The organism is Marinomonas sp. 63XJN7_9_ISO-PGPR-S23-217 (assembly GCF_056173515.1).
Window position 1 is genome coordinate 4,310,406 of the sequence record NZ_CM149678.1, and the last position, 12,797, is coordinate 4,323,202.

A 12,797-nucleotide genomic window follows, 5' to 3' on the forward strand; every position below is an offset into this window, starting at 1 on the left:
TATAAATCAAATCTTATTGAATAAAGATAGATTATCTATCCTAGTGAATAATTTCTGTGAGGCATTCAAGGCCGTTTCGGACATAGACAATTCGGTTGCCGCTTTGCCCATATCCAGTCCTGCCACCCGCTCCTGGGCCATGGTATTGGCCATCTGGTTCGCTGTGGAAAAATCACCTCGTTCTGTCATACTATTGAGCCTAGCCCCCACCATTGAACGCACGCGACCTACCGATGTCTGCGTATTAACAATACTGACTTGACCATTTTTCAAAGCGATATCGCGCTCTTCACTCGAGGCATTAGGATCTTTCATCACCTTTATTGTATTGCGCAACACATTGACCACATTGTCACGTTCTGGCTTATTAAGATCAACGTCAACAATCGCACCAGGATCCCCTTTTAAAGAAAAAGACATCCCTTGAATAATGAGGTTTTTGTTCGGATCATAGGTTCCTGAGGCAATAATGTTTCCAGATGAATCAGCAAAAAAATAACGTCCTGGTGGACCTATATAGCTTTTTTCATCGTCTTTATTATCATTCTTCGCACCAGCTGCCTTGTTAGCGGCAGCATCTTGCGCCCTTTGACTCACTAACGACTGTATTGCAGCCGCATCTGGTTTGGTCATAGACAAAGGCGTGGTTGTCAGCACGAAATGGTTACTTGCTTGATTGGTGACACTAAAATGCCTTTTTAAAAAGGCATCAAAGTCATCCTGATTAGAGACCTTTGACACCACATCAGAGTTCCCCACACTCAATTTTGTGGAAAACGTATTACGCTTCCATACATCTTCAAAAATATGCTTACCCGAATCGCTCACCGCCACCTTACGGCTCTCTGAAATTTGCGCAAAATTTTGCCCCTCATTACCAGACCATTTAAAGGTACCATCTGGCAAATGGGTAAAAGCAGGCGCTTGGGTGTTTGTCCCCGAAAAAATATAGCTACCATCGGCACTGCGAGAATTCATTAAATCCTCCATGGAATCGACCATGGAGGAAACTTGATCGGCAATCGCACCAATATCCTGATGCGTATTTGCGGTATTATCCGCTTGAATCAACATAGTTCTGGCTTCATCCAATAGGCCATTATAACTTTGCAAGGCCACTTCTTCGTATTCCAAATGCCCTTTCGCCATTTTCATGTTGTTATCGTACTGCTTTAAAGACTGATTACTCGACTCATACTGCATCACCTCCCGCGCACCCACTGGGTTATCGCTGGGAGAAACAATACTGGTATTCTCCGTAATCTTCTTCTGAATATCCATCACACGATCATTCGCATGACTCATAGCGCGACTGGACTGACCGTATATTTGATTATTAGTGACTCTCATAAACTTACCTCATTGCCGCTAATAACGTATCAAATGTACTTCGAGCCGCCGTGATCACTTGCGCGGAAGCAGAATACGCCTGCTGGTACTTGAGTAGGTTAACGGCTTCCTCATCCAAGCTAACACCAGATATGGAATCACGTCTCGCGATACTTTGATTCATGACGACATCGCTCGACTCTTTGTTGGTTTCCAGCGATGCGGTTTTACTCCCGACAGAGGCAACAAGATCAGCAAAAGATTCAGATAAAGACGTTTTTCCTCCGATGAGAGGCTTGTCCTGCAAAGACACTAATTTTAAACCGTTATAATCGTCTGCAGCCCCCGTAAATTGAGGGCCTAAATCAAATTCATCCCCTGCCTTAGGGCTTCCCTGCAGAGACAAATCAAAACCAGCCTCTTTTGCTAATCCAGCCTGAGTGAGAAGGTCTTTAAAATTCGTCATGTTATTTACTTTTGCTAAAGCATTTCCACGACCATCACGGACTTCAAATGAATGATCTCCCGTAAACACGATACTGTGTGGGGCATTTTGATAAAGTTCATCACTACTCTTGAAGGCAGAACGATCAGGATGGGTGTTTGTGACAGACGTTAACGTGAGTTTCGCATCTGACATATTATTTGGATTCGTTTGTACACCAATGGGAGCTCGAAGCGCCAAATCCTCTCCACTATTAGCCTGTAAAGACAAGCCTGTCGCAGCACCTTCTGTTGGTGAAAAGTTGTATACATCATTAATCGAATATTTACTGATATCCCCCAAACGAATATCGAAACCGAGACCAGGCACCTGATAATAGCCTTTATCGTCCGGTTTCATCGTACTGGTATTGATTTCCGTGACATGTTTTCTAAGATGACCATGCTCATCATAGGCCTTAATCAAAAAACGATTGTTATCGGTTTTCGATAACTCATAGGTGTCGGTGGTTATTTCAGTGGATTTTCCAGGGGTCACTCGCACCGCCAGATCCGATGCATTACCGATATTATGTTGCCCAGCATGAAAACTAATGCGGCCAATACGAAATAGATCCTGCCCAAAATTACCATCACCATCCAAACCGAGCTTATTCTGCTGGTTCATTCGGTCGGCAATAGAAATCGCACTTTGACCCAATAAGCGATCCGATTTCACAGCGAAGTCGGCACTATAATCGACCAAAGCACCGATAGAACCACCTAAATTTTCGTTATTGACGCCCACTTCGTATTTACCAAAATCAATGTAGAGTTTCTTGTTTTGTGGGTTCTTAGGGTCTTCTTCGACTTTAAGCTTAGTGGGTGTTTTATCCATCACCAAAGGCTGTCCGTTGGCAAGAGCCACTGTCATGACGCCCGTTTTAGAGTAATCCACTTTGATATGCAGGTAGCCAGATAGCTTTTTAGCCAGTTCTTCTTGTCTGTCACGCAGCTCATTGGCTGGCGAAGTAGATCGGGTTTCTTCCTTGAGAATATCGCCATTCAACTGTGCAATTTGCCCAGTAATGTTATTCAACTCCGCAACTGAAGTTGATAAGCGCTTATCAGCAATGCTCTTTTGTTCACCTACCAAATTAGACAGGGTGTGATAATGCTGAACCAAATCTTTAATGTTGGAAAAGGCAATGTCACGTAAAGAAGAAGAGGTTGGGTCATTATTCACGTCTTGTATGGCTTTAAATGTCTTACTTAAATACGCATTCAAAGAAACACTTTTTTCCCCCAACAATTGGTCTGACGTCGACATAATAGAATGATAAGTATCATAGTAAGAATGCGCAGAGACATCATTACGCACCTGTTCATTGACAAATTTATCAACAATTCGCGCGGTGTCTTTAATCCTAACGGTACCATTGGCTTCCGCAATCGTAGAGGTTTTCTGACGACTATAACCCGCTGTATCCACATTCGATGTGTTTTGACCGGTCGTATCAATACGGGCCCGACTGCTCTGCAGGCCAGATAAACCAATCGCATATAAATTTGAGCCCATGCCCACACCTCTAAGGATAATTTCTAAAATGACACCAACGCTATAACGACTTATCGACTGCTAACGCAAGAACTTTACCGGATGAAAAAGAAAACAAAATGCCGATCTATAAAGCCTCAAACCACTTACTCGATAGAATCCGATCAATTTTTTGTGCGTACTCAGGATCCGTTGCATAGCCGCCTTTTTGCAATGAGACAGCAAACAAAGACGGATCATTGCCAGACTTCAAGGCATCTTTATAACGATCATCAGCGGTTAAAAAATTGGCATAATCATTAAAACTTTGCGAAAAAGAGTCGTAAGCTCGAAATGCTGCTTTTTCACGCTTGGCAATACCATGACGAAACTCCAGCGTATTAACCACCGCTCGATCTCCATCCCAACGATGATCCGCCTTAATGCCGAATAAATTATAACTAGCGGTTCCATCGTCTTTTGCAATGGGATGTTTCCCCCAACCAGTTTCCAACACGGCCTGTGCCAATATAGCCTTCGCACTTACACCCAGCTTTTCCGCTACCGCTTTCGCATGGGGCCACATGGCTTTTACAAAAGCCTCTGGGGAATCAAACGCAACAGACTGCACTGTCGGTTTAGCCGCTTCCTCTTTGCTCTGGACTAAGGCAGAGTGACTGGATACAGGCTCTTTGGGCGAAGTACTCGAACTGGATGCCTCAACCGTTGCGCCAGACATTTCTTTTTGTGCTGCTTTTAAAAAATCTGTAGAAGCTTGGTGAGCCAACGCTTTCACTCGAATCAAATCCTGACTAGAAACCCGCTTGATAAAATCATTGTCATCAGAAGCACCTGCTTTATGAGCCTTCGGGTGTTGCGCCTGATACTGACGAATCAGCGCCTCAGATACCCCAAAACCACCCGTTTTGGCCAATACTTGCGCCATTTGGTCGTCCATCATGCCTTGATACTGCTTCGTTTGTTGACTAGAAAACAAACCGTCTCCCAAGGCTTCATTACCAGCCCGCATATTTTTTAATAGCATGCCAATAAAAATAGCTTCAAATTTTTGTGAAACTTCCTTAAGAGCCGCTTCTGGGTCCTTTTTCGCTTTAGTTTTTAACGATTCCAAAGCTGAAAAATCGGCAAAGAAGTCATCAGGATTAGTGGGCGGTAAAGCGTTCATAAGCGTCTCAAATTCTTCTACTTAGATAATGACAAAGTCAGCGTTAATGGCTCCAGCTTGTTTTAAACCTTCTAAAATAGCAATTAAATCCCCTGGAGCCGCGCCAACTTGATTCACTGCCCGAACAATGTCATCCAATGACGCTCCTGGCGCAAATGAGAACATATGCCCACTGTTTCTATCCACTTGAGGATCACCATTTCTAGGTGAAATAATGGTTCCCCCTCCGGTCACCTTGCCATTTTGCCCCACCACTTGTGGCGTATTGCGAATGGTCACTGTCAAACTACCATGGGTAATCGCCGCTGGAGACACTTGCACATGTTGACCAATAATAATGGTGCCAGTGCGAGAATTAATCACAACTCGAGCTCGCTCTTCACCTTGCTTCACATCGAGATTTTCTAGAATCGAAATAAAGGTCACCCGCTGACCAGGATCACGTGGGGCTCTGACGCGAATCGAAGTCGCATCCAATGCTTCCGCAACCCCTTTTCCTAAAAGACCATTGATTTTATCTGCCACATCTTTTGCCGTGGTAAAATCAGGACGATTTAAATTAAAGGTAAGCGAGTCCCCTGAATCAAAACTCGTCGGAACCACTCGTTCAACACTGGCACCATCTGGAATTCGACCAACCGTCGGCACACTTAACGAGTTTCGTGAACCATCAGAACCATTATTCCCAAAACCGCCAATAATCACGTTACCTTGCGCAATGGAATAAACCTGTCCATCCGCACCTTTTAAAGTTGACAGTAAAAGCGTACCACCGCGTAGGCTTTTTGCATTACCAATTGAAGAAACCGTCACATCAATTTTTTGCCCTGGTTTAGAAAAGGCTGGTAAGGTGGCTGTCAATGACACTGCTGCAACGTTTTTAGAGGTTGCACTCACGCCAGCAGGCAAAGTCACTCCAAATCGTGACAGCATGTTAGCAAAGCTCTGATTGGTAAAAGGCGTACTATCGCCCGTTCCATCCAAACCAATCACCAGTCCATAACCGAACAATTGGTTATCTCTAACCCCTTGAACACTGGCAATGTCTTTTAAGCGTACAGCTTGCACCCCGAAAGACGCAATCAACAAAAAGACGAGCACTAACTGTTTCATGTTCGTAACCACCTATGCAAAACGATTGATCGAATAATTGCCATCTGGACACCCATTACCTTGGCGCATCAGGACTATTTAAAAGACGGGTCACCCAACCTTGTTGACTGCCCGCTGCCACATCACCATTACCTGAATAGGTGATGCGAGCATCTGCCACCCGCGAAGAGTCCACCGTATTTTGTGGCGATACATCGGCTTTACGCACTAAACCAGTAAAACGAATATATTCATCACCTTGATTTAGTCTAAGCCACTTTTCACCACGAATGGCCAGCAATCCATTCGGGTACGTTTGATAAACCGTTACCGTAATCGTCCCGGTTAAGCTGTTATCCTGATTCGCTGAGGCGCTACCGGAAAAATTTGTTTTTTGTTGGGGCAAAGTGGAATCAGCCCGAATTTTTTGCCCCAGAACCGTTGGGTCCCCCCCCGTTGCAGACGAGGTTTTTGATATGGTCGCGGCATTATCCTTTGTCGAAGAAGTACTTTCGTTCAAGTTGACGGTCAGGATATCACCCACTTTGCTAGCTCTTTGATCTCCATACATGACATCGCCCATGCCCGTTCTGTAAATACTGCCATTGGGGGCCTGTGCAGGCTTCAACCCATCCGGCTCCACTGGCGCATAATATGGATCATCTTCCTGAATATTCGCTTGAGCCCTTGGTGGTCCTTTCATAGGATCATTTGGATCTGGGACATAACCTTTTCTTTTTGGCTCTTTCGGCGTTTCATCTTTCGCAGGTGTTTTATTAGGTGCGGCGGCATTCGCTGCCGCATTGGCTACCGCATTACCCACTGCCGCACCTGCAGCTGCTCCTGCGGCGTTCGCCACCGCCTGCTTGTCAACATTCCACGTTAAACAACCACTCAAACAAGTCGAAAGCAAAACTAAAAGCGCCAGTTTAATTTTCATATTATCCACTTATCCTAGAGCTGCTGAATTGCAAAGCTCATCATACCATCGGCAGAAGAAATGACTTTAGAGTTCATTTCATAAGCGCGTTGTGTCGTAATCATATTCACTAATTCTTCAATCGAATTGACATTAGATGCTTCTAACATACCCTGCCCAAGAGAACCCAATGCGTCAGTACCTGGTGCCCCCACAATTGGCGGCCCACTAGCATTGGTTTCAGTGTAGAGATTCCCCCCAATGGCATCTAAACCAGTTGGATTCACAAAACCCGCTAAATTAATCACGCCAACTTGCTGCATATCCGTCACGCCTTTTTTCTGCACCGAGACCACTCCGTCCTTAGCTATATTGATGCTGGTCACATCCGGGTCGATCTGAATAGGCGGCTGCACCACCAGCCCATTTGCTGTGACAAGCTGTCCAGTGCTACTCAGTTGAAAACTGCCATCTCGCGTGTAAGCCATCGTGCCATCAGGCTGTAAAACCTGAAAAAAGCCGTTGCCTTGAATTGCGACATCCAGTTTTCGGCCTGTCACGTTAAAATCACCATTAGAAAAGTCTTTTTGAGTGGCATCCACTTTCACCCCTGTCCCTAACTGCAATCCAGATGGCAGTTCGGCATTTTGAGCACTTAATCCACCTGGTGCTCGCTCCGTTTTGTACATCAGATCTTCAAACACGGCACGGTCTTTTTTAAACGCCGTAGTTGAGACGTTCGCTAGGTTGTTTGATATTACATTTAGTTGTTTGTCCATGGCCGTTAAGCCAGTTTTACTTACCCAAAGTGCTGAATTCATATAAGCCTCTTTGCAAATTAAATAGCGCGACTGTAATCGATCAACGGAGATAGTTAGCGCGAAAAGCGATTATGCCCTTTGTAAAATTCTCGAAGACGCAGCACTGTCTTCTCGAATGGTATTCATCATTTTAATATTCATTTCAAAGCGACGAGACAGATCCATAATATGCGTCATTTCTTCCACCGCATTCACATTACTCCCCTCCACAAAACCGGAGGCAACCTGCGTATTTAAGTCTTGATTAAAAACCTTCCCATCTTTACTGTGAATCAAGCCATCTTCGCCTTTACGTAAATCATCAGGGTCAGGATTCACCAGCTTAAGCTGACCAATAACGGCGACCTGATTTGCCGCTCCCCCTTGTGGAATAATTGAAATAGAGCCATCAGAGGTAATCGTCAGACTCTGCAAAGGCGGCAAAAAAATGGGGCCATTAACTCCAGCCACAGGTAATCCTGTGCCCGTTACCAATTGCCCTGCGGCATTAATTTGCAGGTTGCCATCTCGAGTATAGGCTTCTTGCCCTTTTGAGTCGTAAACAGTTAAAAAGCCTTTGCCTTTGATCGCTACATCTAGGTTACGCCCTGTTTGAATCATGCTTCCTGGGGTAAAGCGCGTACCTGGATTCTCCGTCATGGCATAGACACGGCTTGGATAGTATTCTCCGTAAACCTGCATCGCTCGTGCCTGCTCAAAGTCAGCGCGAAACCCTGTCGTGTTGACGTTTGCTAAGTTATTCGCATGAATAGTTTGGGCATTCATTGTTTCGACACCACCACTCATTGCTAGATACAACGCTCTATCCATTACACCCTCTCGTTACGCATTTTTACCATCTAATCACTTACTATCAAGAATCATACCAAGTTTGAAATCATTCTAATCCATTGATATATATAGTTTTAATGAAAAAGCCTCCAAAGATAGGCGAAAATAAGGCAAAAAAAAGCCGAAGTGGGCAACCACTCCGGCTAGAAACATCTCTTTTATATCATTAACGCAAATTAATGATAGTTTGCGTGACCGTATTTTCTGTCTCTAACGTTTTACTATTTGCTTGGTAGTTACGTTGCGCTTCAATTAGAGCAACCAATTCAGAGGTAAGATCCACATTGGACTGCTCTAATGCGCCTCCTTGGATTCCCCCCAAGGTACCACTATTAGGCCGGCCTACATTTGCTTGGCCAGAATTAGAGCTTGCCACCCAGGCGGTATCACCCGCTGGCGTCAAACCATCTACGTTATCGAACGACGCCAAGGCAACCTGACCAAGAACAGACGTTTGTTGGTTTGTATAGGTGGCTTTCAAGTTCCCATCTCGATCAAACGAAACCCCTTGTAACTCCCCGGCAGTATAACCATTTTGCTCAAAGTTATCGGTACTCGCCAAAGCAAACTGAGTCGATCCAGCAAGGTCAATGGGCATAATAGCGTCACGATTCGTTGGATCAAAACCTGTAATTTCTAGATTAACAGGTTGTGGAGTTCCAAAAGGAGGAATCCCTTGGAATGTACCTTGGTATTTACCCGTAGCATCAAACTTCACCATACTGTTTTTCGGCAAAAACGGTTTTTCTTCGCCCGTAATCGGATCGGTATAGCTTTCCTTTCCATCAACCGTCGCTCTCACTTCATATGTATTATCTTCACCCTGTTGAATAAAGTAATAGCCCAAGGTATGAGTCTGTCCTAACGAATCATAAATGTTCTTGGTATTGCCATAACTGTATGATTTCGGATTATTCGGATCAAACGCAGGTCGTGCCACTTGTTTAGGCTCACGCAAGTCCGCTGGCGCCAAACCACCAGTAATCGCCACCCCACCCAATGTACCACTGACAGCAATCGGCGTTTGCGACATGCTGGAGATCGTCGCCGTTGTTGGCTCAGTATTCCCCAGATATAAAAGTTGAAAAGGTTTTTCTTTAACCCCATTTTTGTTGTAATCGGTATTACCTTCAGCATTATTGAAGGTCGCGTAGGTAGGTGGCATAAATGCAGCACCAGTATCGTCTTTGGTTTTACCGTCTACCGTCGCATAAACACGATAGGTATCAGGATCCTTACCTTTTGCATAATAGTAACTGATAATATGGTTGTTACCATTTGCATCGGTTACCGTTTGGGTTTGAGTATAGTTATAAGTATCTGGGTTTTTAGGATCAAAATCCGCACGAATATAAGGCGGAACATCTTCACCTTCCGAGTTTAAATTTAATTTAAGCTTTACATCTGACGTCGCTTTAGGAGGTATTCGCTCCGTAGGCACCACCAAATCCTCTAAATTACCGCCTAAAATACCATTTTTTGCGTTGTAACCTTGCACTTTTTGACCAGTATTCGTCACCAAATTACCATCAGCATCCAATTTAAAATCACCCGCCCGAGTATAAGCTTGGGTGCCGTCTGGCTGCTTGATAACAAAGAACCCCGTGCCATCCACTGCCAAGTCTAAATTGTTATCTGTGTATTTCAAATTACCAGAAGAAAATTCTTGCGCAACTTTAGATACCCCCACCCCCGAACCAATGGAGTTGTTACTGCCTGCTCCTAACACATTAGTACTATATAGATCATCGAACTCGACACGAGACTTTTTAAAACCTGTTGTATCCGCGTTAGCGATGTTGTTACCTGTTACATTCAAGTAATCAGAGGATGCCTTGATGCCTGATAACGCTGTATTAAATCCCATAATCTGCTCCGGTTAACCTAATATTTCCAATTTGTTAGTCAGTTTAATCTTTCCATGATTCTCGACATTTAACATAGTACCGTCTTTGCCATTAATTGTTACGCCCTGAATACGAGCGGGTAATTGAATGGGCATAGCAGCTACCTGACCTTTTTCGTTGACAGATGAAGCGGCAAAATGATATTCACCAGGTGGCAATTCTTTACCTTGATCATCTTTTCTATCCCACTTAACATCGTTTTCTGTCAATTTTTGCGTACGAACCAACTTATTATTGGCATCGAAAATCTTTAGCTCTGCGGAACTAGAGTCTTTAGGAATATCTGTTTTAAGCTCAATAGAGTGCTGAGAATCACTAACTGAAAGCTTATTTCCAGGCATCAATAACGATTTACCCACCAAACTAGACGCACCCAGCGCTTGGTTGGATGTAAGAGCCGTCGTCATATTCTTAAGTTGATCTGAAATGCCCGATAACTTTTCCAAAGAACTAAACTGTGACATCTGAGCCACCATATCATTGGTGTCTTGCGGTGCCGTTGGATCTTGATTTTTAAGCTGTTGAATATATAGCTTTAAAAATACGTTTTTATCAGCCAGCCCTTTTGTCGGATCTTTTTTTGGGTCTTTTACATCATGCGCACCCGCAGCAGCTGGATCCTTGACCCCATCCTTATTTGCACTTTTCTTCAAGCTCGCTTTCGCACCATCTGTGCCGTACTGAGCAATCAGATTTTTTAAACCATTATTATCAGATATATTTGCCATACATCACCCCTATGATGACTGTCCAAGCGTGAGCATTTTTTGCATCATGCTTTTGGCTGAATTCATAATATCGACATTCGTTTGAAAAGAACGCGATGCAGACATCATATCGGCCATTTCTTCGATCGGATTAACATTTGGGTAATAGACATACCCTTTATCGTTTGCCATTGGGTTATCCGGTTCATACCTCGGTTTAAGCGGCGCAGAAGACTCCACAATACCATCAACTTTGACACCAACTCCCGCACCACTATCATCGTCAGTGGTATCCCCCCAGCCATTATCCTTCATGGAATTAACCATCATCTCAGAGAAAACAGGCTTACGAGCTCGGTATGTTTGATCTGCAGAGCTTGCCGCACTGTCAACGTTTGCCATATTACTCGCCACTGTATTTAAGCGAATGGTCTGGGCACTCATCGCAGACCCTGCGATATTAAAAATATTACCTAAAGACATACTGATTAGTTCCCGCTAAGTGCTTTTTTCATACCACTGATTTTTCTATCCAAAAACATAAAACTGGTATCAAACTGCAGAGAATTCTTAGCGTATTCTGCTTTTTCTCTTTGCATATCAACCGTATTACCATCTAAAGAGGGCTGACTTGGGTTACGATACAAAAGGCCATCATCGCCATCACCAAATTCACTCACACCATTTATATGTCGCTTATTATCTACCGCTAAATACAGTTTGTTTTTCTCATTGTTAAACATGGAGTCGAAGGTAATGTCTCTGGCTTTGTAGTTTGGCGTATCCGCATTGGCGATGTTGTTTGCCAATACAGCGGCGCGAGCACTGCGAAACTCCAGCATTTTGTCATGCCCTGCAAATGCTTGTTCAAATGATATAGCCATACTTCTCTCTTCATACAATGATCAAACGTACAAATCAAAAAGCAATAATAGTGCCAAAATAAAAAACACTTTAAAATCAAATTCTTATGAGCTTTTTATTTATTATCGGCAAAAAGCGGCAACATGACATCCCCCATAACGGCGAGTCAAAGCAAAGAGGAAAAAGGGCACGAATACAAAAGGCCCTTCTTGGCATAATAGCAAGAAGGGCCTTCGAAAAGATCGTTTTCAATAAAGGGGATATACGCGACACACCGCCTCTTATCGGCAAAATAGCGACAAAGAAGCCTTGTTAATTGTTTGTTATTTTGCCTTATAGACAATCCCTGGATGACATTGAACAATCTCAAACAAGTCGGATAAACCACTTAAGGCTTCAGACCCTCCAAGAAACAAGTAACCACCAGGATTCAAAGCGGCATGCATTCGCTTCAAGATATCCAACTTCAAATCTGCGGTAAAATAGATCAGTACATTACGACAAAAGATGACATCAAACTTACCAAGTCCTGAAAATGAATCAATCAGATTCAGGTAGCGAAAATCGATACGCACGCTCAAAGAAGGCTTCACCTTCCATGTGGTATTATTAATTTTATCGAAATACTTACGCTGCATGTCATCGCCTAACCCACGAGCAATGGCTAGGCTATCATACTCACCTTGTTTAGCATGCTGCAAAATATTGGTACAAATGTCGGTCGCAATAATTTTTTCGCCAGGCCTTAACACACCAGGGCGTGAAGCTTTGAACTCTTCTATCACCATACTAATAGAGTAAGGCTCTTGCCCTGTAGAAGAAGCAGCCGACCAAATTTTCAGAGGCGACTTGGTCATTTCAGGTAAAATTTTCTCTCTCAGGATCTTAAAAGGATGGGAGTCACGAAACCATAAGGTTTCATTGGTCGTCATCGCATTAATCACTTCTTCTTTTAATTTTGCATTTCCGGCACGTTCAAGAACATCAACTAACTGCTCTATTTTATTAAAATTTTCTCTTTCTAAGATCTTCCCTAACCGACTTGCCACTAAGTACTGTTTATTATCACTTAATGAAATGCCACATACTTTTTGAAGAAAATCTCGAAACCTTAAATAGCCGTTTGGTGTTATTGCATTCGTACTACTGAGCATTAGAACTCCTAAAACAGCAGCTAAAAG

General features: G+C 43.6%; 12 protein-coding genes. All 12 read right to left on the bottom strand.

What is annotated here, in order from left to right:
• Positions 1-6: 6 nt before the first annotated feature.
• Positions 7-1,350 carry a flagellar hook-associated protein FlgL gene (flgL, locus tag AC0VYI_RS20195; protein WP_199473908.1) on the bottom strand — a complete coding sequence of 448 codons (1,344 nt, stop codon included), beginning with the start codon at positions 1,348-1,350 and terminating at the stop codon, positions 7-9.
• 4 nt (positions 1,351-1,354) lie between these two features.
• Positions 1,355-3,331 (bottom strand): flagellar hook-associated protein FlgK, encoded by a 1,977-nt coding sequence (gene flgK / locus AC0VYI_RS20200; RefSeq protein WP_475445153.1) that lies wholly within the window; start codon positions 3,329-3,331, stop codon positions 1,355-1,357.
• 106 nt (positions 3,332-3,437) lie between these two features.
• Positions 3,438-4,475: a flagellar assembly peptidoglycan hydrolase FlgJ gene (flgJ, locus tag AC0VYI_RS20205; RefSeq protein ID WP_475445154.1), complete on the bottom strand. Its 1,038-nt coding sequence runs from the start codon at positions 4,473-4,475 to the stop codon at positions 3,438-3,440.
• 21 nt (positions 4,476-4,496) lie between these two features.
• Entirely contained in the window at positions 4,497-5,588 is a 1,092-nt protein-coding gene (locus tag AC0VYI_RS20210) for a flagellar basal body P-ring protein FlgI (protein WP_199473904.1), read from the bottom strand.
• A 55-nt stretch (positions 5,589-5,643) separates the two neighbouring features.
• On the bottom strand, positions 5,644-6,507 hold the full coding sequence (locus tag AC0VYI_RS20215; protein WP_199473902.1) for a flagellar basal body L-ring protein FlgH: 864 nt from the start codon (positions 6,505-6,507) through the stop codon (positions 5,644-5,646).
• 14 nt (positions 6,508-6,521) lie between these two features.
• On the bottom strand, positions 6,522-7,307 hold the full coding sequence (gene flgG, locus AC0VYI_RS20220; RefSeq protein WP_199473900.1) for a flagellar basal-body rod protein FlgG: 786 nt from the start codon (positions 7,305-7,307) through the stop codon (positions 6,522-6,524).
• Between the two features lie 69 nt (positions 7,308-7,376).
• Entirely contained in the window at positions 7,377-8,117 is a 741-nt protein-coding gene (flgF, locus tag AC0VYI_RS20225) for a flagellar basal-body rod protein FlgF (protein ID WP_199473898.1), read from the bottom strand.
• Between the two features lie 187 nt (positions 8,118-8,304).
• Complete coding sequence (locus AC0VYI_RS20230; protein WP_475445157.1) at positions 8,305-10,005, bottom strand: flagellar hook-basal body complex protein; 1,701 nt, start codon at positions 10,003-10,005, stop codon at positions 8,305-8,307.
• A 12-nt stretch (positions 10,006-10,017) separates the two neighbouring features.
• Positions 10,018-10,773: a flagellar hook assembly protein FlgD gene (locus tag AC0VYI_RS20235; RefSeq protein ID WP_475445159.1), complete on the bottom strand. Its 756-nt coding sequence runs from the start codon at positions 10,771-10,773 to the stop codon at positions 10,018-10,020.
• A 9-nt stretch (positions 10,774-10,782) separates the two neighbouring features.
• A complete protein-coding gene (flgC, locus tag AC0VYI_RS20240) occupies positions 10,783-11,235 on the bottom strand; it encodes a flagellar basal body rod protein FlgC (protein WP_199473892.1) in 453 nt (150 codons plus the stop codon).
• Between the two features lie 5 nt (positions 11,236-11,240).
• Entirely contained in the window at positions 11,241-11,636 is a 396-nt protein-coding gene (gene flgB / locus AC0VYI_RS20245) for a flagellar basal body rod protein FlgB (RefSeq protein WP_475445161.1), read from the bottom strand.
• A 303-nt stretch (positions 11,637-11,939) separates the two neighbouring features.
• Complete coding sequence (locus AC0VYI_RS20250; protein ID WP_475445163.1) at positions 11,940-12,770, bottom strand: CheR family methyltransferase; 831 nt, start codon at positions 12,768-12,770, stop codon at positions 11,940-11,942.
• Positions 12,771-12,797: the final 27 nt, after the last annotated feature.

Excerpts from the sequence above, each read along its gene's own strand:
- flgF (WP_199473898.1), bottom strand. The coding sequence starts at position 8,117 with ATGGATAGAGCGTTGTATCTAGCAATGAGTGGTGGTGTCGAAACAATG.
- flgC (WP_199473892.1), bottom strand. The coding sequence starts at position 11,235 with ATGTCTTTAGGTAATATTTTTAATATCGCAGGGTCTGCGATGAGTGCC.
- flgG (WP_199473900.1), bottom strand. The coding sequence starts at position 7,307 with ATGAATTCAGCACTTTGGGTAAGTAAAACTGGCTTAACGGCCATGGAC.
- AC0VYI_RS20250 (WP_475445163.1), bottom strand. The coding sequence starts at position 12,770 with ATGCTCAGTAGTACGAATGCAATAACACCAAACGGCTATTTAAGGTTT.
- AC0VYI_RS20235 (WP_475445159.1), bottom strand. The coding sequence starts at position 10,773 with ATGGCAAATATATCTGATAATAATGGTTTAAAAAATCTGATTGCTCAG.
- AC0VYI_RS20230 (WP_475445157.1), bottom strand. The coding sequence starts at position 10,005 with ATGGGATTTAATACAGCGTTATCAGGCATCAAGGCATCCTCTGATTAC.
- AC0VYI_RS20210 (WP_199473904.1), bottom strand. The coding sequence starts at position 5,588 with ATGAAACAGTTAGTGCTCGTCTTTTTGTTGATTGCGTCTTTCGGGGTG.
- flgJ (WP_475445154.1), bottom strand. The coding sequence starts at position 4,475 with ATGAACGCTTTACCGCCCACTAATCCTGATGACTTCTTTGCCGATTTT.
- AC0VYI_RS20215 (WP_199473902.1), bottom strand. The coding sequence starts at position 6,507 with ATGAAAATTAAACTGGCGCTTTTAGTTTTGCTTTCGACTTGTTTGAGT.
- flgB (WP_475445161.1), bottom strand. The coding sequence starts at position 11,636 with ATGGCTATATCATTTGAACAAGCATTTGCAGGGCATGACAAAATGCTG.
- flgK (WP_475445153.1), bottom strand. The coding sequence starts at position 3,331 with ATGGGCTCAAATTTATATGCGATTGGTTTATCTGGCCTGCAGAGCAGT.
- flgL (WP_199473908.1), bottom strand. The coding sequence starts at position 1,350 with ATGAGAGTCACTAATAATCAAATATACGGTCAGTCCAGTCGCGCTATG.